General features: G+C 66.2%; 19 protein-coding genes. 17 read left to right on the top strand and 2 right to left on the bottom strand.

Annotated features, from left to right (window positions below; translation table 11 throughout):
• Nucleotides 1–14 precede the first annotated feature (14 nt).
• The 16 genes from miaB (at nucleotide 15) to pnp (ending at nucleotide 19,274) form a co-directional block, all read left to right on the top strand.
• A complete protein-coding gene (gene miaB, locus ACYX4S_RS16460; RefSeq protein ID WP_476360982.1) occupies nucleotides 15–1,475 on the top strand; it encodes a tRNA (N6-isopentenyl adenosine(37)-C2)-methylthiotransferase MiaB in 1,461 nt (486 codons plus the stop codon).
• A gap of 111 nt (nucleotides 1,476–1,586) precedes the next feature.
• Nucleotides 1,587–2,636, top strand: a complete 1,050-nt coding sequence (locus tag ACYX4S_RS16455) for a PhoH family protein (RefSeq protein WP_476362883.1) — start codon at nucleotides 1,587–1,589, stop codon at nucleotides 2,634–2,636.
• A complete protein-coding gene (ybeY, locus tag ACYX4S_RS16450; protein WP_476360981.1) occupies nucleotides 2,633–3,184 on the top strand; it encodes an rRNA maturation RNase YbeY in 552 nt (183 codons plus the stop codon). The genes ACYX4S_RS16455 and ybeY overlap by 4 nt, the downstream gene beginning before the upstream one ends.
• Nucleotides 3,185–3,325: 141 nt before the next feature.
• Entirely contained in the window at nucleotides 3,326–4,360 is a 1,035-nt protein-coding gene (locus ACYX4S_RS16445; RefSeq protein WP_476360980.1) for a hemolysin family protein, read from the top strand.
• Nucleotides 4,361–4,511: 151 nt separating this feature from the next.
• Entirely contained in the window at nucleotides 4,512–6,113 is a 1,602-nt protein-coding gene (gene lnt, locus ACYX4S_RS16440; RefSeq protein WP_476360979.1) for an apolipoprotein N-acyltransferase, read from the top strand.
• A gap of 205 nt (nucleotides 6,114–6,318) precedes the next feature.
• Complete coding sequence (locus tag ACYX4S_RS16435; protein WP_422067606.1) at nucleotides 6,319–6,726, top strand: helix-turn-helix domain-containing protein; 408 nt, start codon at nucleotides 6,319–6,321, stop codon at nucleotides 6,724–6,726.
• Nucleotides 6,727–7,080: 354 nt separating this feature from the next.
• On the top strand, nucleotides 7,081–8,253 hold the full coding sequence (gene metK / locus ACYX4S_RS16430) for a methionine adenosyltransferase (protein ID WP_476360978.1): 1,173 nt from the start codon (nucleotides 7,081–7,083) through the stop codon (nucleotides 8,251–8,253).
• A gap of 96 nt (nucleotides 8,254–8,349) precedes the next feature.
• Nucleotides 8,350–9,036: a tRNA (guanine(46)-N(7))-methyltransferase TrmB gene (gene trmB / locus ACYX4S_RS16425; RefSeq protein WP_476360977.1), complete on the top strand. Its 687-nt coding sequence runs from the start codon at nucleotides 8,350–8,352 to the stop codon at nucleotides 9,034–9,036.
• Between the two features lie 154 nt (nucleotides 9,037–9,190).
• Entirely contained in the window at nucleotides 9,191–9,802 is a 612-nt protein-coding gene (gene rimP / locus ACYX4S_RS16420; protein WP_476360976.1) for a ribosome maturation factor RimP, read from the top strand.
• Between the two features lie 98 nt (nucleotides 9,803–9,900).
• Nucleotides 9,901–11,550, top strand: coding sequence for a transcription termination factor NusA (nusA, locus tag ACYX4S_RS16415; protein WP_293719259.1), 1,650 nt, complete (start codon nucleotides 9,901–9,903; stop codon nucleotides 11,548–11,550).
• Between the two features lie 99 nt (nucleotides 11,551–11,649).
• Nucleotides 11,650–12,312, top strand: coding sequence for an RNA-binding protein (locus ACYX4S_RS16410; RefSeq protein WP_476360975.1), 663 nt, complete (start codon nucleotides 11,650–11,652; stop codon nucleotides 12,310–12,312).
• 7 nt (nucleotides 12,313–12,319) lie between these two features.
• Nucleotides 12,320–15,004, top strand: coding sequence for a translation initiation factor IF-2 (infB, locus tag ACYX4S_RS16405; protein WP_422067611.1), 2,685 nt, complete (start codon nucleotides 12,320–12,322; stop codon nucleotides 15,002–15,004).
• Nucleotides 15,005–15,122: 118 nt separating this feature from the next.
• Nucleotides 15,123–15,560 carry a 30S ribosome-binding factor RbfA gene (rbfA, locus tag ACYX4S_RS16400; protein ID WP_476360974.1) on the top strand — a complete coding sequence of 146 codons (438 nt, stop codon included), beginning with the start codon at nucleotides 15,123–15,125 and terminating at the stop codon, nucleotides 15,558–15,560.
• On the top strand, nucleotides 15,532–16,506 hold the full coding sequence (gene truB, locus ACYX4S_RS16395; protein ID WP_476360973.1) for a tRNA pseudouridine(55) synthase TruB: 975 nt from the start codon (nucleotides 15,532–15,534) through the stop codon (nucleotides 16,504–16,506). The genes rbfA and truB overlap by 29 nt, the downstream gene beginning before the upstream one ends.
• A 30-nt stretch (nucleotides 16,507–16,536) precedes the next feature.
• Nucleotides 16,537–16,806: a 30S ribosomal protein S15 gene (gene rpsO / locus ACYX4S_RS16390; RefSeq protein ID WP_293719252.1), complete on the top strand. Its 270-nt coding sequence runs from the start codon at nucleotides 16,537–16,539 to the stop codon at nucleotides 16,804–16,806.
• A 350-nt stretch (nucleotides 16,807–17,156) separates the two neighbouring features.
• Nucleotides 17,157–19,274, top strand: a complete 2,118-nt coding sequence (gene pnp, locus ACYX4S_RS16385) for a polyribonucleotide nucleotidyltransferase (RefSeq protein ID WP_476360972.1) — start codon at nucleotides 17,157–17,159, stop codon at nucleotides 19,272–19,274.
• A 109-nt stretch (nucleotides 19,275–19,383) separates the two neighbouring features.
• Here pnp and ACYX4S_RS16380 read toward each other — a convergent pair whose 3' ends face one another.
• Nucleotides 19,384–22,149, bottom strand: a complete 2,766-nt coding sequence (locus tag ACYX4S_RS16380) for a putative bifunctional diguanylate cyclase/phosphodiesterase (protein WP_476360971.1) — start codon at nucleotides 22,147–22,149, stop codon at nucleotides 19,384–19,386.
• Nucleotides 22,146–23,309: a substrate-binding domain-containing protein gene (locus ACYX4S_RS16375; RefSeq protein ID WP_476360970.1), complete on the bottom strand. Its 1,164-nt coding sequence runs from the start codon at nucleotides 23,307–23,309 to the stop codon at nucleotides 22,146–22,148. Before ACYX4S_RS16375 ends, ACYX4S_RS16380 begins: the two co-directional genes overlap by 4 nt.
• A gap of 177 nt (nucleotides 23,310–23,486) precedes the next feature.
• On the opposite strand from ACYX4S_RS16375, the gene dapB reads away from it, so the two are divergent.
• On the top strand, nucleotides 23,487–24,290 hold the full coding sequence (dapB, locus tag ACYX4S_RS16370; protein WP_293719332.1) for a 4-hydroxy-tetrahydrodipicolinate reductase: 804 nt from the start codon (nucleotides 23,487–23,489) through the stop codon (nucleotides 24,288–24,290).
• Nucleotides 24,291–24,346 lie beyond the last annotated feature (56 nt).

Genomic DNA, 24,346 nt, shown 5'->3' with positions numbered 1-24,346 from the left:
CGCCCGGAGACACGATGACCGAGAACTCCCGCAGTGCCGATCACGCCGGCGACAGCCAGGCCGGCAGCGCTTCCGCCAGTGTTCCGGAAGGGACGAACGCCCGTCGGGTGTTCGTCAAGACCTACGGCTGCCAGATGAACGTCTACGACAGCGAGCGCATGGCCGATGCGCTGGCGCCGGAAGGCTATGAGACGACCCAGGCGGTCGAGGACGCCGACCTGATCATCCTCAACACCTGCCACATTCGCGAGAAGGCGGCGGAGAAGATCTATTCCGAACTCGGGCGGCTGCGGAAGCTCAAGGACGCCCGGGCCGAGGCCGGCAAGGCGACCATGATCGGTGTCGCGGGCTGTGTCGCCCAAGCGGAGGGACAGGAAATCTCGCGCCGCGCGCCCGTGGTCGATCTCGTGTTCGGCCCGCAGACCTATCACCGGCTGCCGGAACTTCTGGCGCGTGCCGGCACGGGCGAGGCGGTGGTCGAGACCGAGTTCGAGATCGAGGAGAAGTTCCGCCATCTGGCGAAGCCGGCCGCCGCGCGCGACGGCAAGCGCGCCCTGACCGCCTTTCTCACGGTTCAGGAAGGGTGCGACAAGTTCTGTACCTTCTGCGTCGTGCCCTACACCCGTGGCGCGGAAGTGTCGCGCTCCGTGGAGCAGATCGTCGGCGAGGCGGAGCGACTGGCGTCGCGGGGCGTGCGCGAGGTGACGCTGCTCGGCCAGAACGTGAACGCCTGGCACGGCGAAGGCGCCGACGGACGAACCTGGGGGCTCGGTGAGCTTCTGCGCCGACTCGCGGAGATCGAGGGGCTGGACCGGCTGCGCTACACCACCAGCCATCCGCGTGACATGGATGCGGAGCTGATCGAGGCGCACCGGGACCTGCCGCAGCTCATGCCCTATCTGCACCTGCCCGTGCAGTCCGGGTCCGACAGGATCCTCAAGGCCATGAACCGCAAGCACACGCGCGAGGCCTACTTCCGCCTCATCGACCGCATTCGCGAGGCCCGTCCCGACATGGCCCTTTCAGGGGATTTCATTGTCGGCTTTCCGGGTGAGACGGACGCCGATTTCCGTGACACCATGGATCTGGTGGAGCGGGTCGGTTACGCCTCGGCGTTCAGTTTCAAATACAGCCCGCGCCCGGGCACGCCCGGTGCGAAGCTTCCCGACCAGGTGCCGGACGACGTGATGACCGCGCGTCTGCACGAGCTTCAGGACCTGATCACGCGCCAGCAAAAGGCGTTCAACGCGTCGCTGGTCGGAAGTGTCTGCGAAGTGCTGTTCGAGAAACCCGGCCGCAATCCGGGCCAGATCGCGGGCCGTTCGCCCTTCCTGCAGCCTGTGCAGGTGGAGGCGCCGGAAAGCCTGATCGGAGAGATTGCGACGGTGGAAATCACCGGTACGGGCTCGAATTCCCTGTTCGCGCGCCTTGCGACAGGGCACAATGTGAAAGTCGCAACCTCGGCCTCGGCGTAAGGTGGATCGACGCGGCGGGGCGTCAGGAGACAGGATGTCAGGAGAAGCCGCTTGACCGGCGACAGCCGGACCCCACGGGGCGGCAACCGCGATGCGGTTCCCGCTTCCGACATGACCCACGTGGTTCTGGCCTTTGACGACAATCGCCTCGTGGGCGATCTTTTCGGCCAGTTCGACCAGAACCTTGCCCTCATCGAGCAGCGCCTTGGTGTCGACGCGGTCGCGCGCGGCAACCAGGTCATCATCAAGGGCCGGCATTCAGGGTGCGATCAGGCACGCCGCGCGCTGGAAGCCCTTTACGCACGCCTTCAGCAGGGACACGAATTGCATCCAGGCGATATCGACGGGGCATTGCGCATGGCTGCGGCCGAGGACGCGCAGCTGGACCTTCCCAGTCTCGAGCGCAAGTCGCACCTTGCCTTCGCGCAGGTCTCCACGCGCCGCAAGACGGTTCTTGCCCGCACGCCGGCGCAGGACGCCTACATCCGTGCCATGGACCGCTGCGACCTGACCTTCGGTGTCGGTCCGGCGGGAACCGGCAAGACGTTCCTGGCGGTGGCCTATGCGGCGGCGCTGCTGGAGCGTGGCGATGTGGCACGGCTCATCCTTTCGCGACCCGCGGTGGAAGCGGGCGAGCGGCTCGGCTTCCTGCCCGGCGACCTGAAGGAGAAGGTCGACCCCTATCTGCGTCCGCTCTACGACGCGCTTTACGAGATGATGCCGGCGGAGAAGGTCGAGCGTGGCCTGCAGTCGGGAATGATCGAGGTGGCCCCGCTCGCCTTCATGCGCGGGCGCACACTGTCCAACGCGGTTGTGATCCTCGATGAGGCGCAGAACACGACCTCCATGCAGATGAAGATGTTCCTGACGCGTCTGGGCGAGGACTCGCGCATGATCGTCACCGGCGATCCGAGCCAGATCGACCTCCCGCCCGGCCAGGTGTCCGGCCTGCGCGAGGCGCTTGATCTGCTTGAGGAGGTCGAGGGGGTCGCGACGGTGCGGTTCACCGAGGTCGACGTGGTGCGCCACGAACTCGTCGCGCGTATCGTGCGGGCCTATGACGAGGCTGGCCGCGAGGCGAGCGCCCGGGCGGAAGAAGCCGCGGCACGGGCCGAACAGTCCGCCCGCAACGCCCGACGGTCGCGCGAGACCGCGTCGTGAGCACGCAGTCCGACGAGGCGTTGATCCTGCCCGAGATCGACCTCTCGATCGAGGCGGACGGATGGGGCGACGAGGACGCACTCGAGGCGCTTGTCGCCCGCGCCGTCGAGGCCGCCTGCCGGTTCGCCCGGCCGCGTATCCTGGAAGGTTCCGAGCTTTCGGTGGTCCTGGCCGACGATACCCGTGTGCGTGAGCTCAATCGCGACTGGCGCGGCAAGGATGCGCCGACGAACGTCCTCTCGTTTCCCGGTGGCGACGAGGATGAGCCGCCGTATGGGCCCCTGCTCGGAGACCTGATCCTGGCGCGCGAGACGGTTGAGCGGGAGGCCGGGGAACTGGATATTCCCCTTTTCGACCATCTCATGCATCTTGTCGTGCACGGGTTCCTTCACCTTTTCGGCTACGATCACCATATGGACGCGGAAGCCGAGGAGATGGAAGATCTGGAACGGCGGATCCTTGCAAGCCTTGGCATTGCGGATCCGTACCTCGATCCGCCCGGCAGCGACGACGACATGGAGAGCAATGTCTCCGGCCCGGCCGGGTGACGACGAACCGAGATGATGAATTCCGAGGCCCGAAGTCCCGAGCAGCCCGCCGCACGCAACGCCGGCGGCGAGGCCAGAGCGTCCCAGGACGGAGCGTCAGACCCGTCCAGTCCCGCCCCGTCCGCGCCGGAGGCGCAACGTATGGTCACCGCGCCCCCGCAGCCCGGGCCGGCGCATGGTGCGGCACTTCGGCTTGCCGGAACCGGCGCCCGTGCCCTGGATTTCCTGCGCGGGGTCATGTCGCTCCGGCGGAACGGCCCCGGGTCGCTGAGGCAGAACCTCCAGGAGGAGCTGGCCCGCGAGACAGGGTCCAACGCAAGCTTCACGCCCGAGGAACGGGTTCTCCTGTCCAACATCCTGCGGCTGCGGGAATTGCGCGTCGACGACGTGATGGTGCCGCGCGCCGACATCGACGCGGTCGAGGACACGGTGTCGCTCGGCCGGCTGATGGAAGTGTTCCGCGAATCCGGCCACTCGCGGATGCCCGTCTACCGCGACGGGCTCGACGACCCGCGGGGCATGGTGCACATCAAGGATCTGATGGCGCATATCTGTGCCCGCTCGACGCCGGGGTGCGAACCGGCGACGTCCAATGCGGAGCAGGATCTCGATCTTTCACAGGTCGACCTTTCCGTGCCGCTGAGCGAAACCGGTCTCATCCGCGCGGTGCTGTTCGTCCCTCCGTCGATGCCAGCCACGGATCTCATGACCCGGATGCAGGCCGACCGTGTCCAGATGGCGCTTGTGATCGACGAATACGGTGGCACCGAAGGTCTCGTGTCGCTGGAGGACATCGTCGAGACGGTCTTCGGCGACATCGAGGACGAGCATGACGAGGACGAGGAGGCGATGATCGCCCACACCGGCGACGGTGTGTGGACAGCCGATCCGCGCGTTCCCATCGAAGAGGTGGAAGAAGCCATCGGCACGGATTTTCAACTCGGGGACCTTGCCGAGGAAGTGGATACGCTGGGCGGTCTGGTGTTCTCGCTGGTGGGACGTGTGCCCGTGCGCGGCGAGCTCATCACCGTGCGCGAGCTCCCCGGTTACGAGTTCGAGATCCTCGACGCCGATCCCCGGCGGATCAAGCGCTTGCGCATCCGTGCCAAGCGCGCCGCAGAGGCGCGTGCGGCCGATGCCCGGCGTCGTATCCGCCGTCCCGATCCCGCGGTCTGACGGCGCGGTTTTTCGTCGCCTTGCCCGGCAAGTTCGCCGCTGCGCTTGACCGCGCGGCGACGGCGGGGGAATCGTCACGGCAAGAGACTGATTCGCCGGAGCCGCTCCGGCGGGCCGGTCTTCGAACCTCTTGCGATCGGGAGTGTCCGCCGTGCTGCGTCTGGCGCAGGTCTTTCTTCTCGCGGACGGCTGGCGCCGTCTCGCGCTTGCCGCCCTTCTGGGGGCCATTGCCGCACTGTCACTGCCGCCGGTCGGCGCCTTTCCCGTGCTGGCGCTCTCGTTCCCCGGGCTTGTATGGCTGCTCGATGGCGCGATCCCGGATCGCTCGCGCCTGCGTGCCCGGCTCGCGCCCTCCTTCGGCATCGGGTGGGCCTTCGGCTTCGGCTTTCATCTGGCGGGACTTTGGTGGATCGGCCGCGCCTTCCTCGTTGAAGCGGATCAATTCGCCGCGCTGATGCCGCTTGCCGTGCTGGTGCTGCCCGCCGGCCTTGCACTCTTCACCGGCCTCGCGGTTGCCGTCGCCGGCATGTTCTGGCGGGACGGATGGGACCGGTTGCTTGCCCTGGCCCTTGCCCTGACGCTCGGTGACTGGCTGCGCGGCAATGTCCTGACCGGCTTTCCCTGGAACGTGTGGGCCCATGCTTTCGCGGACAGTGCCCTCTTGTCCCAGCCGGTTGCCTTTCTCGGCCTGTACGGACTGACCTTCCTCGTTGCCTTTGCCTTCTGTGCCCTTGCCGGATTTGCCGACGGCACGCGTGGCGGACGGCGGGTCGCGGTCGTGGCGATCGGGCTACTGCTCGTGGCGGAAGGCGCCGGAGCGGCACGCATGGGCCTTGCGCCCGACATCGCCCCGCAGGATGTCGCGTTGCGTCTCGTCCAGCCCTCGATCCCACAGGAGGAGAAGTGGCTGCCGGAAAACCGCAGCAAGGTCTTTTCCACCTATCTGGAGATGAGCAAGGCCCCCTGGCGGGACGAAGCCGGGTCCGGCGACAGCGGCGGATTGCCGCGGATCGTCGTCTGGCCGGAGTCGGCCATCCCCTTTCTCCTCACCGAGACGCCGGACGCGCTTGCCGCCATCGCGGCATTGCTTGGTCCGCGCGATACGCTTGTGACCGGAGCGGTGCGTGCCGACACGGAAGAGGGTGGTCGGGTTTTCTACAACAGCGTGTATGCCATCGGAGGCGACGGCGAGATCCGCGACGCCTACGACAAGGTCCGCCTTGTACCCTTCGGCGAGTACCTGCCGCTCGAGAGCTGGCTGGAGCGCTTGGGGCTGACCAAGATCGTTCCCCTGCCGGGCGTGTTCCGCGCGGGTTTTCGCGCTCGCCTGCTGGACCCGGTCGAGGGGCCGGCCTTTCTGCCAATGATCTGCTACGAGGCCATCTTTCCCGGCGCTGCGGAGGTGGAAGGCGCACGGCCGGGCTTCCTGCTCAACGTGACGAATGACGCCTGGTTCGGGGCGACCTCCGGCCCCTATCAGCATTTTGCCCTCGCGAGGCTGCGTGCAATCGAGCAGGGCCTTCCACTCGTCAGAGTCGCAAACACCGGCATCTCGGCGGTCTTCGATCCCTTTGGCCGTGTGGTTGCCGAACGCGGACTTGGTGTGGTCGATCACATGGATTTGCGCCTTCCCGGCACGATACAGCAGGGAATATCCCGCGACCTGCGGGAGTGGGCATTGTTAATTATCCTGATTCTTTCGCTTGGCGTCATGGTCGTGACGCGTTACGTAGGGGATGCGCGTAATGATTGACGAGTCGCAACGCGGCACGGCATCATAACAACCGAAACTGTCGGGATCGTAGATTGGGTTGTAGTCCTGTGATGCGATCTGATGTGACTGCGTAGTTGAACCGTTGTTTGGGGTGAGCGACGAGTAAACGCCACTTGGGCGCAGTTTCTTCAAAACAATAAGAATGTTGGTCACAGCAATAGAACGAACCGGAAAGAAGACAATAATGAGCAGTAAGAAAGCACCGAACCCCATCGACGTGCATGTTGGCAGCCGTGTCCGTCTTCGTCGCATGATGCTTGGAATGAGTCAGGAAAAGCTTGGTGAAGCGCTTGGTATCACATTCCAGCAGATTCAGAAGTACGAAAAAGGTACGAACCGCATCGGCGCCAGCCGTCTGCAGCACATCGCAACGGTTCTGAAGGTTCCGGTTGCGTTCTTTTTCGAGGATGCGCCCGGCACTCCCGACGAGGCCGCGGGCTTCGGCGAGGCAAAGCCTGCCTCCTATGTGGTTGACTTCCTTTCCTCTTCGGAAGGCCTGTCCCTGAACAAGGCTTTTGTGCGGATCGAGGACCCCAAGGTCCGCCGTCGTGTCGTGGATCTCGTTCGTGCACTCGCGGGCGAGGAGGTCTGAGACATCCCTGACGTTTGATGATGACGGCGCTTGCGACGGGGGCTGCCGGTCGCTTCGCCAGGTTGCCGGGCCGCCAGTCGGCCCGGCAACACGCCCGATACGCCAAATCGGCCGACCTCGCCCTCTGGCTCTCGTGACCCATCCGTGAAACTGGTGAACGAACGCGCATCCCGTGGTTTGTGCGGGGTCTTGCGGTTCGCCGCACTAGGTCGCCCGGCCCGAGTGCGATACAGCTTGTTCGACTGAGAGGCCCCTTCGCCTTGACGAAAGCGCGCCTTCGCTGGCATGTGTCGAGCCGGATGCCCGGATGATCCTGGTATCCCGCTCGAATGCTTCCCAGAAGGACGGTTGAACGTGGCTCGTCAAAATTATCTCTTCACTTCCGAATCCGTATCGGAAGGCCATCCCGACAAGGTTTGCGACCGGATCTCCGACACGGTCGTCGACGCGTTTCTTTCCGAGATGCCCGAGGCCCGCGTGGCCTGTGAAACGCTCGCGACGACGAACCGGGTCGTGATTGCCGGCGAAACCCGCGGGCCGGCCGAGATCACCCATGAGTACATCGCGCATCTGGCGCGCATGGCGATCAAGGATATCGGATACGAGCAGGAAGGCTTCCACTGGGAGCACTGCGACGTGAAGGTGCACCTTCATGCCCAGTCGGCGCATATCGCCCAGGGCGTGGATGCCGCCGACAACAAGGACGAGGGTGCTGGCGACCAGGGCATCATGTTCGGCTACGCCTGCCGCGAGACGCCGGAGTTGATGCCGGCCCCGATCTACTACTCGCACAAGATTCTTCAGCTTCTGGCCGAGGCGCGCAAGTCCGGCAAGGAGCCGGTGCTCGGCCCGGACGCCAAGAGCCAGGTTACCGTGCGCTACGAGAACGGAATGCCGGTCGGCATCACCTCGATCGTTCTCTCCACCCAGCATCTCGATGGCACGCTGTCTTCGGACGACGTGCGCAAGATCGTCGAGCCCTACATCCGCACGGCCATTCCCGGCGGCTGGATCAGTGACGAGACCGTCTGGCACGTCAATCCGACGGGTGCCTTCGTCATCGGCGGCCCCGATGGCGATGCGGGCCTCACGGGGCGCAAGATCATCGTCGATACCTATGGTGGTGCCGCCCCGCATGGCGGCGGAGCCTTCTCGGGCAAGGACCCGACGAAGGTCGACCGTTCGGCTGCCTACGCGGCGCGCTACCTCGCCAAGAACGTCGTCGCCGCCAACCTGGCCGACCGTTGCACCATCCAGCTCTCCTACGCCATCGGTGTTGCCGAGCCGCTGTCGGTCTACGTCGACCTGCATGGCACCGGGAATGTGGCCGAGGAAAAGGTGGAGAAGGCAGCGCGGGAGGTCATGAGCCTGACGCCGCGCGGCATCCGCCAGCACCTGGGCCTCAACCGCCCGATCTATGCCCGTACGGCTGCCTACGGCCACTTCGGTCGCGAGCCGGAGGCGGACGGCGGCTTCTCCTGGGAGAAGATCGACCTGGTGCACGCGCTGCGCGACGCCATTTCCTGATCCCTGCCGGACAGGACCGGGACGTTCCTCGCCCGGCGCATCCTCACGATGCGCCGGGCGTTGCCATTGTGACGCATCAGCAACGGAACGATGCACATGAGTGACCACCCGCGCGGCTCGTTTTTCGGCCGCCGTGTCGGCAAACCCCTGCGGGAGCAGCGAAGGGCACGCTTCGAGGCGGCGATCGGCCGGCTCAAGGTCGATCTCTCGCGCCCCGCGCCTTCTGATCTGCGCGAGCTCTTCGATGCACCGGTGACCTCTGTCTGGCTCGAGATCGGCTTTGGCGGCGGCGAGCATCTGATGCATGAGGCCCGGAGACTGGACGACACAGGCTTCATCGGCGTCGAGCCGTTCGTGAATTCGCTCGCCAAGACGGTCGTGGACGTGGACGAGGCCGGACTCGGCAACGTGCGTCTCTACGATGACGATGCCGTGCCGCTTCTCGACTGGCTGCCCGAGGCCTCGCTCGACGGTATCTATCAGCTTTATCCCGATCCCTGGCCCAAGCGCCGCCACTGGAAGCGGCGTTTCGTCAGCCAGTCGAACATCGATCGTTTCGCAAGGGTGCTGAAGCCTGGTGCCTGCTACCGCTTTGCCAGCGACATCGACACCTATGTCGAATGGACGCTCGCGCATTTCGCCCGCCGCCCGGATTTCGGCTGGACGGCGGAGCGGGCGGCGGACTGGCGCGAGCCCTGGCAACCGTGGTCGGGAACCCGCTACGAGGACAAGGCGTTTCGTGAGGGCCGGTGCGGTCACTACCTGGAGTTCCGACGCCGCTGAGGCATGCGGAAGCCGAATCTTCTTGCTTTGCGCGGGCTGATCGCTATATTTCCGACTATTCAATCTCTATGGCTCGCGTGAGCAGCATGAGAGTGGGCCCCACGGGACCCGCTCTTTTTGTTTTGGCCCCGCGAGCAGGCACAAAGAGGACACGGTGCAGGAACGCGACACGCGCATCGTTCGCGAAAACGGTCTTGAGGCGCGCATCGCCGACATGCTCGAGCCGGCGATCGTCGATCTCGGCTTCCGTCTTGTGCGCGTGAAGCTGTCCGGCATGGACGGCATGACGCTGCAGATCATGGCGGAGCGACCGGACGGCACGATGACCGTCGACGACTGCGAGGCGGTCAGCCGCGCGGTGACCCCGATCCTCGATGTGGAGGATCCGATCAACCAGGAATACAATCTGGAGATCTCTTCGCCGGGCGTGGATCGTCCTCTGGTGCGGCCCGAAGACTTCGCGCGCTGGCGCGGTCACATGGTCAAGCTGGAGCTGGCCGTTCCGCGCGATGGCCGGAAGCGGTTTCGCGGCGAGATCCGCGGCGTGAAGGACGGCGATCTGGTGCTGCGTCTCGAGGATCTGCCCGATGATGGCGATCCGGACATCCATCTTGCCTTCGCCGACATGGCGGAGGCGCGTCTGGTCATGACCGACGCGCTGGTGGAGGCCGCTCTCAAGGCCGAGAAGGCAGCCCGTCGCAAGGCGAAGAAGGCGAATGGCGCCCGCGCCACGACATCCGCAGAGGATGCGGGCGGCGAGGAATAATCGCCCGTCGGGCGTGACAATGACATCATGGCGCCGGCGTGAGCCGGCCGCAGCCAGGAGGACGCGCCGCACGGACGGCGCCCAAGGAGTGGACCGAGATGGCAATCAGTGCGAACCGGCTCGAGCTTCTGCAGATCGCGGACGCTGTCGCGCGTGAGAAGACGATCGACAGGGGCATCGTCATCGCGGCGATGGAGGATGCGATCCAGAAGGCGGCGCGCTCGCGCTACGGATCGGAGACCGAGGTGCGCGCCGAGATCAATCCGCGCACCGGCGAGATCAAGCTCCAGCGCCTGCTGCTCGTGGTCGAGCACATGGAGAACCCCGCGACCGAGATCGAGAAGCAGGATGCGCTTGCCCGCAATCCGGCTGCGCAGATCGGCGATTTCATAGCCGAGCCGCTGCCGCCGCTCGACTTTGGCCGCATTGCCGCGCAGTCCGCCAAGCAGGTCATCGTGCAGAAGGTGCGTGAGGCCGAGCGCGACCGCCAGTACGACGAGTTCAAGGACCGCATCGGCGAGGTCGTCAACGGCGTCGTCAAGCGTGTCGAATATGGCAACGTCATCGTCGACCTCGGTCGTGGCGAGGCGATCGTGCGCCGCGACGAACTGATCCCGCGCGAGCAGTTCCGGACCGGTGACCGCATTCGCGCCTACATTTACGACGTGCGCCGCGAACAGCGCGGTCCGCAGATCTTCCTGTCGCGCACCCATCCGCAGTTCATGGCGAAGCTCTTCGCCCAGGAAGTGCCGGAGATCTACGACAACGTCATCGAGATCCGTGCGGTTGCCCGCGATCCGGGCTCGCGCGCCAAGATCGCGGTCATCTCCAAGGACAGCTCGATCGATCCCGTCGGCGCCTGCGTCGGTATGCGCGGCAGCCGCGTCCAGGCGGTCGTTGGCGAGCTTCAGGGCGAGAAGATCGACATCATTCCCTGGAGCCCGGACGAGGCGACCTTCATCGTTAACGCGCTGCAGCCGGCGGAAGTCGCCAAGGTCGTGGTCGACGAGGATGCGGAGCGCATCGAGGTGGTCGTCCCCGACGAGCAGCTCTCGCTCGCGATCGGTCGTCGCGGCCAGAACGTGCGTCTCGCGTCCCAGCTCACGGGCTGGGCCATCGACATCATGACCGAGCATGACGAGTCCGAGCGCCGGCAGAAGGAATTCGCCGAGCGGACCCAGCTTTTCATGGATGCGCTCAATGTCGACGAGGTCGTCGGACAGCTTCTGGCGTCCGAAGGATTTGCCTCCGTCGAGGAAGTGGCGTATGTCGAACGCGACGAGGTGGCTTCCATCGAGGGCTTCGACGAGGAAACCGCCGACGAGATCCAGGCGCGCGCCCGCGAGTACCTCGAGGAAGTCGAGGCGAAGCTCGACGAGGAGCGCCGTGAACTGGGCGTTTCCGACGACCTGCGCGCGATCCCCGGCATCACCACCGCCATGCTCGTGGCGTTGGGCAAGGACGAGGTGTTCTCCGTCGAGGATCTTGCCGGTTGCGCGACCGACGACCTGACCGGCTGGACCGAGCGTGCCAATGGCGAGGTCGTGCGTCATCCCGGTGCGCTGAGCGACTTTGATTTCTCCCGTGCCGATGCGGAGGCCGCCATCATGGCCGCGCGCGTCGCGGCGGGCTGGATCAGCGCCGAGGAGCTCGAGGCTGACGAGGCCGGGGAAGCCGAGGAGGACGGCGAAGAGGCCGGTGAGGAAGAAACCGGCGTCGTCACGACCGGCGTCGTCCACGAGGTCTGACGGTTTCCGCCGCTGCGGCGGGTCCGTGCGGCCAGGGGTAACAATCTGGCGGGATCGTTTCGGGCGGGTGTCCGGGCGGTTCCGTCGCAAGGTGGCGCTGTGCCGAGACGAAACGACCCGTTGGAACGTAGCTGTGCCCTGACGCGGACCGTGCGGCCGGTGGCCGACCTGATCCGCTTCGTGGCCGGGCCGGACAACGTGATCGTTCCCGATCTGCGCCGGAGGCTTCCGGGCCGTGGCGTCTGGGTGACGGCGGATCGTGAAAGCGTTGCCGCCGCCCAGAAGAAGAAGGTTTTCGCTCGCGCCCTCAAGGATGGCGGTGTGCGGGTGGAGGGGGATCTGGCCGAGCAGGTCGAGGCCCTCCTGGAGCGTGCCGCGCTCGATGCGATGTCATTCGCGCGCAAGGCCGGCGAGATCGTCAGCGGTTTCGCCAAGGTCGAGGCGGCGGTACGCAGTGACGATGTTGTGGCGCTTGTCCATGCCAGCGATGGCGGCGAGGACGGTGCGGGAAAGCTCGCCGCGATCGCGCGGGCACGATTTGCCGACACCGGCGGATGCCGGATGATCGGTTGTTTTGAATCGACTCAATTGGATTTGGCATTGGGTCGGTCAAATGTGATACATGCTGCACTGCTTGCAGGCCGAGCGAGCGAAAACGCGCTTGCCCGGATCGCGGATCTGGAGCGGTTCCGGGCCGGTTTTCCGGCCAGCTTCCTTGAGGCGTCAGATAGCGGTGTAAGCGATGCGGTGATCCAGGACTGAAGGCGATATGAGCGAAACGAAAAATCCCGGCGACAAGACGATCAGCATGGAGCGCAAGACACTGGGCCTGAAACGCTCCGGCGTTGAACAGGGCACGGTCCGTCAGAGCTTCTCCCATGGGCGCTCCAAGGCGGTCGTGGTCGAGAAGAAGAAGCGCCGTGTCGTCCTGCCGGGCGAAGGCGGGAAGACCGAGGCCGAAGCGCCGCAGCCCCAGCCGCAGCAGCCCTCCGCCGCGTCCCGCGAACGCCGTCAGGCCGACGCGGCTCCGGCGCGCCAGGCCGCGTCCGGCCAGCGTCCGCGCGGCAACATCCTGCGCACCTTGACCGAGGACGAGGCGGCGGCCCGCCAGGCGGCCCTGCGCGAGGCGCAGGTTCGTGAGGTCGAGGACCAGAAGCGCCGCGCCGAGGAAGAGGCCCGTCGCCGCGAGGAAGAGGCACGTCGCAAGGCCGAGGAGGCCGAGCGCGCCCGCATCGAGGCGGAAGAGGCCGAGCGTCGCGCTGCCGAGGAAGCTGCCCGCAAGGCGGCCGAGCCGGAAGAGGTGCGCGAAAAGGTTTCCACTTCCGATGCCGCCGCCGCGATGGCGGCCGCCGTCGGCGAGGAGGCGCCCGCCGCCTCCGCGGCACCCGCCCAGGCTCCGGCCGCGGCGGCCCCGGCTGCCCGTCCCGCCGCCGCGCGCCCCGCTGCTTCTGCGCCGGCGTCCCGTGGCGCCGAGGACCGCAAGCCCGCGGCTGCCAAGCCGGCCAAGCGCGGTGGTGGCAAGGCAACGCCCGAGCGCACCCCGTCGCGTGGTGCCGGTGACGATCGCCGTCGTTCGAAGCTGACGATTTCCTCCGCCACCGGTGACCAGGAGGGGCGCAGCCGTTCGCTCGCCTCGCTTCGCCGCCGTCGCGAGAAGGAGCGCCGTGCCGGCCAGCAGGTCGTTCGCGAGAAGATTTCCCGCGAGGTCGTTCTGCCCGAGGCGATCACGATCCAGGAGCTCGCCAACCGCATGGCCGAGCGCGCGGTCGACGTGATCAAGCTTCTGATGAAGCAGGGGCAGATGCTCAAGATCAACGACGTGATCGACGCCGATACGGCGGAGCTGATCGCCGAGGAGATGGGCCACACGGTCAAGCGCGTCTCGGAAGCGGACGTCGAGGACGGTCTGTTCTCGCAGGCCGATCCCGATGACAAGCTGGAGCCGCGCGCGCCGGTCGTGACCATCATGGGGCACGTCGATCACGGCAAGACCTCGCTCCTCGACGCTCTGCGCCGGTCGAACGTGGTGCAGGGCGAGGCCGGTGGCATCACCCAGCACATCGGCGCCTACCAGGTCGAGCGCAACGGTCACAAGATCACCTTCATCGACACGCCCGGTCACGCGGCCTTCACCCAGATGCGCGCCCGTGGCGCCAAGGCGACGGACGTCGTCATCCTGGTGGTGGCGGCCGACGATGGCGTCATGCCGCAGACCAAGGAGGCGATCAGCCACGCCAAGGCTGCCGGTGTTCCGATCATCGTGGCGATCAACAAGATCGACAAGGAAGGCGCGGACCCCACCCGGGTGCGCACGGAACTCCTGAGCGACGAGATCGTGGTCGAGTCCATGGGCGGCGACACCCTCGAGGTCGAGGTTTCGGCCCTCAAGGGCACCAATCTCGACAAGCTGCTCGAGGCGATCCTCCTGCAGTCCGAAGTTCTGGAGCTCAAGGCCAATCCCGACCGCACGGCGGAAGGCATCGTCATCGAGGCGCAGCTCGACAAGGGACGTGGTCCGGTTGCGACCGTGCTCGTTCAGAAGGGCACCCTCAAGGTCGGCGACATTCTCGTCGCCGGGTCCGAGTGGGGCCGCGTGCGCGCCATGCTTGACGAGAACAACCGTCAGGAAAAGGAAGCCGGCCCGTCCAAGCCGGTCGAGGTTCTCGGCTTCAACGGCACGCCGGAAGCCGGCGACATGGTCGCCGTGGTCGAGAACGAGGCCCGCGCCCGCGAGATCGTCGAGTACCGCCAGCGCGTGAAGCGCGAGAAGACCAGCGTGCGCGAGCTTGGTGCCCGCGGCTCTCTCGAGCAGATGATGAACCGTCTGCAGGAGGCCGGTCACAAGGAGTTCCCGCTCCTGATCAAGGCCGACGTGCAGGGCTCGTCGGAGGCCATCGTCGGCGCGCTCGACGCGCTCGGCACGGACGAGGTCAAGGCGCGTGTCATCCATTCGGGTGTCGGTGGCATCACCGAGAGCGACGTGACGCTCGCCACCGCCTCGGACGCGCAGATCATCGGTTTCAATGTCCGCGCCAACAAGCAGGCGCGCGAGGCCGCGGATCGCGAGGGTCTGGAGATCCGCTACTACAACGTCATCTACGATCTGGTCGATGACGTGAAGGCGGCCATGTCCGGCATGCTTTCGCCCGAGCGTCGCGAGACCTTCCTCGGCAACGCGGAAGTGCGCGAGATCTTCAACATCACCAAGGTCGGCAAGGTCGCCGGCTGCCTCGTCACCGAGGGCATTGTCGAGCGTGGCGCGGAAGTCCGCCTCATTCGCGACAATGTGGTGATTCACGAAGGCAAGCTCGGCACGCTCAAGCGCTTCAAGGACGAGGTCAAGGAAGTGCAGTCGGGCCAGGAGTGCGGCATGAACTTCGTTGGCTACCAGGACATGCGTCCCGGCGACGTCATCGAGTGCTTCCGGGTCGAGGAAGTGGCCCGCACGCTGTAATCCGCGCGGCCGGATACCGCATCGGCGCCGGCGGGAGGTTCCCGCCGGCTTTGCCGTTTCCGCCTCGGCCTGCAAGGCCCGGCGCGCGGCGACCGGCCCTCGTGTTTGGAATTGACCCATGGCTCCATCGAACCGGACTCCCGCCGGAATGCCCTCGCAGCGGCAGCTGCGTGTGGGCGAACTCGTGCGCAAGGACGTCTCCGACATTCTCTCGCGCGGCACCCTGGCCGACCCGTCGCTCGATGGCGTGATCATCTCCGTGCCGGAAGTGCGCATGACGCCTGACCTGCGCGTGGCCACCTGCCTCGTCATGCCGCTTGGCGGTCGCGACGGCGACAAGGTCGTAGAGGGACTCAACCGCTCGGCCCGCGTCATTCGCCGGGAACTTGCCCGCCGGCTGACCATGAAGTTCATGCCGGATCTGCGCTTCGTGCTCGACACAAGGTTCGACGACGACGACCGGATCACGACGCTGCTCAACAGCGACGACGTGCGGCGCGACCTCGATGACGAGGATGGCGACGACGATGCGCACACGGACGGCGGACGCGACTGACATGGCGCGGCGCAAGAAGGCGAACCGCAACCGCATCGACGGTTGGCTGGTGCTCGACAAGCCTGTCGGGCTGACCTCGAACGAGGCCTTGACCCGGCTCAAGAAGATCTTTCACCCCGAGAAGGTCGGCCATGCCGGCACTCTGGATCCGCTCGCGTCCGGCTGCCTGCCGATCGCTTTCGGGGAGGCGACCAAGACGGTCTCTTTCGCCATGGACGGTCGAAAGGTCTACCGCTTCACCGTGCGATGGGGTGAGGCGACGGCGAGCGATGACACAGAGGGCGAGGTGACGGCCACCTCCGACGTGAGGCCCTCGCGGGACAGCATTCTCGCCATTCTGCCCGAATTCACCGGAACGATCCTCCAGGTTCCGCCGAAGTTCTCGGCGATCAAGGTCGAGGGCGCGCGCGCCTACGACCTTGCCCGCGAGGGCGAGGAGGTGGAGCTGGACGCCCGCGAGATCGACGTGCACCGGCTCGATCTCGTCGAGTGTCCCGACGCCGACCATGCCGTGTTCGAGGCCGAATGCGGCAAGGGCACCTATGTGCGTGCGCTTGCCCGCGACCTGGGGCTGCGGCTCGGGACGCTCGGACATGTCACGCACCTGCGTCGGCTGCTGGTCGGTCCCTTCGCGGAAGAGGACATGATTCCGCTGGAAACTCTGGAGGACTTGGGGCAATGTGCGCCCGGCGCGGGCCTCGGCGAGGTCCACGCACCCTTCATCATGCCTGTTCAGACCGCGCTGGACGACATCCCGGCGCTGGCCGTGAGCAGGCAGGATGCGGCCCGACTCCGACAGGGGCAGGGCGTTTTGCTGCGCGGGCGCGATGCGCCCGCCTTCACCGGACCGGTATGTGTCACGGCTCAGGGAGAGCTCGTGGCACTCGGCGAGGTGGAGCGCGGGGAGTTGCTGCCGCGGCGCGTTTTTCATCTCGCGGACCGGTGACGGGCGCGAAACCACGGAAAGGACTTACCGATGTCGATCACTGCCGAGCGCAAGGCGGAACTGATCAAGGAATACGCGACCAAGGAAGGTGACACGGGGTCTGCCGACGTGCAGGTCGCGATCCTGACCGAGCGTATCACCAACCTCACCGAGCACTTCAAGACCCACGGCAAGGACAACCACTCCCGCCGCGGCCTTCTGAAGCTCGTGAGCCAGCGCCGTTCGCTTCTCGACTACCTCAAGAAGACCGACCAGGGCCGTTACCAGGACCTGATCAAGCGTCTGGGTCTGCGCCGCTAAGCGGTCAGGAAAACGCGGTGCCCACGGGTGCCGCGTTTTTGACATGGATTGCCCGCGTATCAGCCCGCCGAACCGGCGGTATGGCACGTGGAAGGGGCGACGACAGGCTGCCGGCCGGTCGGCCCGCCCCGAGAGGTCGCGCGGGATGCGCGGCCCGACCGACGGTCATGGGGCAGGATAGCAGGAGGCTTGCCGGAACCGCGCGCCGGTTTCCCCGAGCCTCCCGGTGTCTTGCCCGTGGCGCGTCACTCGCATGGCGACGGATCGGCCTTCCGGGCCGCCGTCGTCCCATGGGATCGGTCCGGGATGCCGCCAGTGCGGCGCCCGGGCAATCGAAGTTAGGAAATGACATGTTCGACATTCATCGCGTGGAAGTGGACTGGGGCGGACGCCCGCTGACCCTGGAGACGGGCAAGATCGCCCGCCAGGCCGATGGCGCCGTGCTGGCCACCTACGGCGAGACCAAGGTTCTCGCCACCGTGGTCGCGGCCAAGGAGCCCAAGCCCGGCCAGGACTTCTTCCCGCTCACGGTCAACTACCAGGAAAAGGCCTTCGCGGCCGGCAAGATTCCTGGCGGCTTCTTCAAGCGCGAGGGCCGTCCCTCGGAGCACGAGACGCTGACCTCGCGTCTCATCGACCGCCCGATCCGTCCGCTCTTCGTCGATGGGTTCAAGTGCGACACCCAGGTCATCATCACGGTGCTCTCCCATGACCTGGAGAACGCGCCGGATATTCTGGCCATGGTCGCGGCCTCCGCGGCGCTCACGATCTCCGGCATTCCGTTCATGGGGCCGATCGGTGGTGCCCGTGTCGGCTACATCAACGGCGAATACGTCCTGAACCCGCTTCTCGACGACATGCCGGAGTCCGCGCTCGACCTGATCGTCGCCGGCACGGGTGAGGCCGTTCTCATGGTGGAGTCGGAGGCCAAGGAGCTTCCCGAGGACATCATGCTTGGCGCCGTCATGTTCGGCTTCAAGGGCTTCCAGCCGGTCATCGACGCCATCGTGAAGCTGGCCGAGACGGCCGCCCGCGAGCCGCGCGAGCTGAACCTGCCGGATCATTCGGCTCTTGCCGCCCGCGTGAAGGAGCTGGCCGCCGACGAGCTGACCGCCGCCTACGCGATCCGCGAGAAGACCGAGCGCCGCAACGCCATCGATGCGGTCAAGGCGAAGGTCGCCGAGACGCTGACCGCCGAGGCCGGCGACGCGGGGCTCGACAAGGTCGTCTTCGGCGATCTCTTCAAGAAGGCCGAGGCGTCCATCGTCCGTGGCGCGATCCTGGACAAGGGTGAGCGCATCGACGGCCGCGACCTGCAGACCGTGCGTCCGATCGTCTCCGAGGCCGGCATCCTGCCGCGTGCCCATGGCTCCGCCCTGTTCACCCGCGGCGAAACCCAGGCGCTCGTGGTTGCCACGCTCGGCACCAACGACGACGAGCAGTTCGTGGATGCCCTGGAGGGGACCTACAAGTCCACCTTCATGCTGCACTACAACTTCCCGCCCTACTCCGTCGGCGAGACCGGCCGCATGGGTTCGCCCGGCCGCCGCGAGATCGGCCACGGCAAGCTCGCATGGCGCGCCGTGCACCCGCTGCTGCCGGTGCATCACGAGTTCCCCTACACCCTGCGTGTCGTCTCGGAAGTCACCGAGTCGAACGGCTCCTCGTCGATGGCCACCGTCTGCGGCACCTCGCTTGCCCTGATGGACGCCGGCGTTCCGCTGAAGGCTCCGGTTGCCGGCATCGCCATGGGTCTCATCAAGGAAGGCGACAAGTTCGCCGTCCTGTCCGACATTCTCGGCGACGAGGACCACCTCGGCGACATGGACTTCAAGGTGGCCGGCACGGGCGAGGGCGTGACCTCGCTGCAGATGGACATCAAGATCGACGGCATCACCGAGGAGATCATGAAGGTCGCGCTCGCCCAGGCGCGTGACGGCCGCATTCATATCCTCGGCGAGATGTCGAGCGCCCTGTCCGAGGCGCGTGCCGAGCTCGGCGAGTACGCCCCGCGCATCGAGGTTCTCAAGATTCCGGTCGACAAGATCCGCGAAGTGATCGGTTCGGGCGGCAAGGTGATCCGCGAGATCGTCGAGAAGACCGGCGCCAAGGTCAACATCGAGGACGACGGTACGGTGAAGGTTGCCTCCTCGGACGGCAAGGCCATCCAGGCAGCGATCAACTGGATCAACTCGATCGCGGCCGAGCCCGAGGTCGGCGTGATCTACGAGGGCCGCGTCGTGAAGACCGTGGACTTCGGTGCCTTCGTCAACTTCTTCGGCGCCAAGGACGGTCTGGTCCACATTTCCCAGCTCGCCCCGCAGAAGGTTGCCAAGACCACGGACGTGGTCAAGGAAGGCGACAAGGTCTGGGTCAAGCTCATGGGCTTTGACGAGCGCGGCAAGGTCCGCCTGTCGATGAAGGTCGTCGATCAGGAGACCGGCAAGGAGATCCAGGCCGACGCCTGATCCCTGCTTCCGCGGAACGAATTCCCGCCGGCCCGAGGGTCGCGGGAGGAAAGGGCCGGCGCAGCGCGCCGGCCCTTTTGCATTTCCGTATTGCGGGTTCGGGGCGGGGTCAGGCCGAGCGCGTGTGCGTGGAGCTTCCCGTCGCGCGGTTCCGGAGGAAGCCGCGGAAGGCGTCGGCTGTCATCGGCCGACCGAGATGGAAACCCTGGATCAGGTGGCAGCCGAGGTTCAGGAGCACGTCGCACTGTCCTGATGTCTCCGCCCCTTCGGCGATGACCTCAAGGCCGAGGCTGTCGGCCATGCCCACGATCGCCTGGGCGAGCGAGCGGGCCTCGGCGTCTTCTTCCAGGTCCCGCACGAAGGACCTGTCGATCTTCAGAATGTCGATCGGAAAGCGGCGCAGGTTACTCAGCGAGGAGTATCCGGTACCGAAATCGTCCAGCGAGAGCTTCACGCCAAGGGCGCGGATCGCCTGCAGCAAGGCGACCGGGTCGCTGGTCGTCTCGTCGAACATCACGCTTTCGGTGATTTCCAGATGCAGGCGCGCAGGGTCGAGACCGGTGGTGGAGAGCGTGTCGCGCACGAGTTCGATGAAGCGCTCGTCCCGGCATTGCCGCGCGGAAACGTTGACGGAGATCATCGGCAGGTCGATGCCCTCTCCAAGGCAGTCCTGAACGAAGCGGCAGGCCTCCTCCAGGACAAACGCACCGAGCGGGACGATCAGCCCGGTCGCCTCCGCAACCGGTATGAAATCGCGCGGTGCGATGGGGCCTCGGACCGGGTCCGTCCAGCGCACGAGGGCTTCGCAGCCCGCCACCACATTGCCCTTCCGGTCGATGATCGGCTGGAAGTTCAGGTGCAGTTCGCGACGTTCCAGGGCACGGCGAAGCGCATGCTCCGTCTCCATCGCCTGGGCTGCCTGCTCGTTCATGTGGGCGGAGAAGAAGCGGGCCGCGTTCCCGCCGTCCGCCTTCGCATGATACATGGCGGTATCGGCCTGGCGCAGCAGCATTTCCACTTCGAGCCCGTCGGCGGGAAACACCGTGATGCCGATGCTGGCAGTGGAAAAGACCTCCGTTCCGTCGCCGACCACCAGCGGCCGGGCCAGCTCTTCCAGAACACGTGTCGCCGCTTCTTCTATTTCCAGCAGCGAGCCCGCTTCGGGCAGGATCATGGCAAACTCGTCACCGCCCAGGCGCGCGACCGTGCCACGATCGCCGAGCGCCTGGGAAATCCGCTTTGCGGCCGCGACGATAAGCTCGTCACCGGTGCTGTGACCAAGCGTGTCGTTGATGTTCTTGAAACGGTCGAGGTCGAGGAACAGCAGCGCGACCTGGTGGTGGTCCCATTCGGCGCGCGCGAGGTCCTGGATCAGCCGGTCACGGAAAAGGTGCCGGTTGGGCAGGCCCGTCAGGGCATCGTAGTTGGCCTGACGCACGATCAGCTCTTCCTGGCGTTTGCGTTCCGAGATGTCGGCGATGGTGATGTAGAAAGCGTCGCTGCCGTTCCAGCGCGTCTCGCGCACATAGATTTCGACCCAGTACCGCTGGCCGTCCTTGCCGATGGCGCGCGCCTCGTAGACGTTCTGGGCACTTGTGCCGGCACTGCGGGCGCGCGTGTAGAAATTGAGGCGTTCGTGTTCCTCCGGCGCAAAGAGGTCGACGACCCGCATTCCGATCACGGTGGCATGATCGGTCCTGTCGTATCCCAGGATCTTCAGGAGGGCATCGTTCACGTAGAGGATGCGGTCGTTGGCGTGAATGGAGACCCCGTGCAGGGAGCCGTCGATCAGCGCACGAAACTGGGCGTCGGTATCACGCAACTCGGTAAAGGCGTCCTGCAGGGCCGTGCCGAGCGCGTTGAATTCCTTTATGCGTCCGGGGTCATAGGCCACGTCCGTGGTGTCGTTGCGGATCTTCTGGGCATAGGAGACCAGGCGGCTGAGGGCGGGCATGGTGACCCGGTGAAGTGTAAAGGCCGCGACCAGCGAGCCCGCCACGACATACAGGAGAAACGGCGCGAAGAGGTCGCGGTAGGTCGCCTGCACGTTCTTGAGCGTTTCGCTCGGGCGCACGGAAATGACGTATGTCGCGGACATGGCATCGCCGGCGGCAAGCCTGCTGCGGACATAGAGCCTGTCACCCTGAATCAGGTGATTGGAGCGGGCGAGGTCGCGCCGGACGGTTTCTGGAAGGTTTTCGGCCTCGTCATCCCCGCCGATGCGGGCGATCACAGTGCCGTTTTGAATCAGCATGACATCGGATGAATCGAGTGCGCGTGCCAGTGCGGCCATGAACGGAAGACTGTCGTTGAACACGTAGCCGCCGACGATGCGGCCCAATGCGCGCCCGTCCTCGGGACGCACCACCGGCAGGGCGACCGCCGCCAGGAGGATCGGCTGACCGTCGCGTTGGACGATGCGGAACTGCCAGATCCCGTCCGCCAGACGCTGGCGGAAGTCGGCGGGCAACAGCTCGTCCGTCCTGAAGATCGAGTAGCTTGCGTTCGCCCAGTCCGGGGCGCCATGGCGGTCGACGACCAGGATCTCGAACTGGGAGCCCATGCGTCGCAGGGTCGCGCGTTCCAGCACGTCGGTTGCGGCGGCCAGGTCATCGACCTCAAGCGCATCGCGCAGCTGGTTTTCGACGGCAAGCGTGCGCAGGAAGGCGTCGAGCTGGCTCAGGCGCTGCTCGAAGACCAGCCGCACAAGGGCTTCCTCGCTGCGCGCGAACCGCTCCACCTCCCGGTCGGCGATGGACAGGCTGCCGACGTAGCTGATCCAGAACAGAAGCGCCGAGGTGATGAGGAGCGCGGCGGCGAACAGGCCGAGCACAAATCGCGTATAGCTGAAGGCGCGCACCTGGGGCTTGGTCATCGCGAGTAGCGGAACGCCCTCCGCTTCAAGGCCGCGATCTGCTTGCGGGTGGCGGTCCGGTCAAGCAGCACGGAATGCGCCGCGAAGACCTGCGGCACATCCTCGGCACGGCCGGCCAGATCCAGCGCTATCGCCTCGGCAATGGCGATCCCCGTTTCGTCCGACATGGGCATCAGTGTCGCGTCGAGCCGCCCCTTCCGCAGGCGTTCCAGTTCCTCCGGCGTTGCTCCCCATCCATTGGTCGAGACCCTCTCTGTGAGCCCGAGTTCCGCTATCGCGTCGTCGACACCGAGCGCGATTTCGCTCGAGGTCGAGAAGATGAAGGTGATCTCGCTGTCGCGCGAGAGCAGATCGATGGCCGCGCGACGGGCGCGGTTCCTGTCCGAGCCCACATAGTATCGTGCTGCCAGGACCTTTTCGCTCTCGCCTGCCAGTGCAAGCCGGATGAGTTCGCCCTGGGTCCGGTGCATCGCGTTCTGTCCCGCGTAGAAGATCGCGTAGCGCTCGGGGCCGGGCCTGTTGCTGAGGAAGTTCCGGACGAGCAGCCGGCTGGACCGGGCGTCGTTGAACCCGACATAGAAGAAGGGCTGTGTTTCCCCCCAGGTTCTGACCGGTGTCGTGAGACCGTCGAGGATGACCTTCGGGCGCTTCCGGGAAATGAGGCGCTCGATGACCTGGCGGTGGCGGAAGGATTCCACCGTGAAGACGAGATAGTCGGGATCGGTTTCGACCGCGGCCGCGATCTGTTCGGCCTGGGTGCGAAGTTCCGTGCCTGGATGGGAAAGATAGGCCTTGATCTCGACGTCGACGCCAAGGCGTTCCAGGCGCTGCCGGATCGTCGATCGGGTCCGACGCCAGGAACTCGATGTCTGCAGGACGGGGTACACGAGAGCGATGCGCACGCTTCCGCCGGCCGGGCCCGGCGGTGCGGGCGGTGTTGCCACGCGGGCCGCGAAGCGCTCGCTGCGGTCCTGTTCGCCGGGGTGACGGGCGACATATTCGGAAAGGGACCAGAATTCGTCGAGAGAAACCGAGGCCGACACGGGGGCGGATGACCCGTCTTCCGCCCGAGCCCGTTCCGGCCCGCCGCCTGGCCCCGGACCAAGGGCAAGCATCGCAACCAGAAGCACTCCAGCCGTGCTGCGGGCCAGTTGGCGCAAGCTGCTCCCCCGTCATGATCGCCACCTGGCGATTGTGACCGAGCGAATCGGTTGTTACAAGCCGCTTGCGGTCACCCGGCCGTTGCCTGTGGCGGCGTTGCGCCTGCCGGTCAACCTGCTATACCGCGCAATGAGATGGACAGGCTGGACAGGAAAGCGGAGAGAGCAATGTCGGCAATGCGTCTTGCCGTAGTGGGGGCCGCGGGCCGCATGGGCGGTGCGCTTGTGCGTGCGATCGCCGACATGGACGGCGTCGAGCTTGCGGGCGCCGTCGAGCGTGAGGGCGCGCCGGCGCTGGGTCAGGATGCGGGCGTGCTTGCGGGACTGCAGCCGCTCGGCGTGCAGGTCACGGATGATCCCCTGCCGGTCTTTTCGGCCTGTGACGGCGTGCTCGACTTCACTGCGCCGGCCGCGACCCGTGCCTTTGCCGAACTCGCCGCCCAGGCGCGCATCGTGCATGTGATCGGAACCACGGGCATGAGCGACGAGGATGTCGAGGCGATCCGTCCGGCTGCCCGCCATGCCCGGCTGGTCAAGTCCGGCAACATGAGCCTTGGCGTCAACCTGCTCGCCGCTCTCGTGCGCCGTGCGGCGGCGGCCCTCGACGAGGATTTCGATATCGAGGTGCTTGAGATGCACCACCGGAACAAGGTCGATGCGCCGTCCGGTACCGCGCTGCTGCTCGGCGAGGCGGCGGCGGAAGGGCGCGAGATCGATCTTGCCTCCCGTTCGGTGCGCCAGCGTGACGGCATAACGGGCCCGCGCCCGCGTGGCGATATCGGCTTCGCGACCCTGCGTGGCGGCACGGTGATCGGTGATCACAGCGTGCTGTTCTCTGGGCCGCTCGAGACGATCACTCTCTCCCATCACGCCCAGGACCGGCAGATCTTCGCGCGTGGCGCGGTAAAGGCCGCGCTTTGGGCGCGCGACCGCAAGCCCGGCCTGTACTCGATGGACGACGTTCTCGGGCTGGCCGACTGAGCCCGACCGATCACACAGCTCCGGCGCCGCCTCGGCGCCCCTCAACTGGAGACCTC

This window comes from Stappia sp. ABD4_338 (assembly GCF_056312175.1).
Note: the sequence above shows the minus strand (reverse complement) of the source record. Positions and strands in the feature narration are given on the sequence as shown.

What these genes read in the sequence shown, in the direction of transcription:
- miaB (WP_476360982.1), top strand. Translation starts at nt 15, where the DNA reads ATGACCGAGAACTCCCGCAGTGCCGATCACGCCGGCGACAGCCAGGCC.
- ACYX4S_RS16455 (WP_476362883.1), top strand. Translation starts at nt 1,587, where the DNA reads ATGACCCACGTGGTTCTGGCCTTTGACGACAATCGCCTCGTGGGCGAT.
- ACYX4S_RS16445 (WP_476360980.1), top strand. Translation starts at nt 3,326, where the DNA reads ATGGTCACCGCGCCCCCGCAGCCCGGGCCGGCGCATGGTGCGGCACTT.
- ACYX4S_RS16435 (WP_422067606.1), top strand. Translation starts at nt 6,319, where the DNA reads ATGAGCAGTAAGAAAGCACCGAACCCCATCGACGTGCATGTTGGCAGC.
- trmB (WP_476360977.1), top strand. Translation starts at nt 8,350, where the DNA reads ATGAGTGACCACCCGCGCGGCTCGTTTTTCGGCCGCCGTGTCGGCAAA.
- nusA (WP_293719259.1), top strand. Translation starts at nt 9,901, where the DNA reads ATGGCAATCAGTGCGAACCGGCTCGAGCTTCTGCAGATCGCGGACGCT.
- infB (WP_422067611.1), top strand. Translation starts at nt 12,320, where the DNA reads ATGAGCGAAACGAAAAATCCCGGCGACAAGACGATCAGCATGGAGCGC.
- rbfA (WP_476360974.1), top strand. Translation starts at nt 15,123, where the DNA reads ATGGCTCCATCGAACCGGACTCCCGCCGGAATGCCCTCGCAGCGGCAG.
- truB (WP_476360973.1), top strand. Translation starts at nt 15,532, where the DNA reads ATGCGCACACGGACGGCGGACGCGACTGACATGGCGCGGCGCAAGAAG.
- rpsO (WP_293719252.1), top strand. Translation starts at nt 16,537, where the DNA reads ATGTCGATCACTGCCGAGCGCAAGGCGGAACTGATCAAGGAATACGCG.
- pnp (WP_476360972.1), top strand. Translation starts at nt 17,157, where the DNA reads ATGTTCGACATTCATCGCGTGGAAGTGGACTGGGGCGGACGCCCGCTG.
- ACYX4S_RS16380 (WP_476360971.1), bottom strand. Translation starts at nt 22,149, where the DNA reads ATGACCAAGCCCCAGGTGCGCGCCTTCAGCTATACGCGATTTGTGCTC.
- dapB (WP_293719332.1), top strand. Translation starts at nt 23,487, where the DNA reads ATGCGTCTTGCCGTAGTGGGGGCCGCGGGCCGCATGGGCGGTGCGCTT.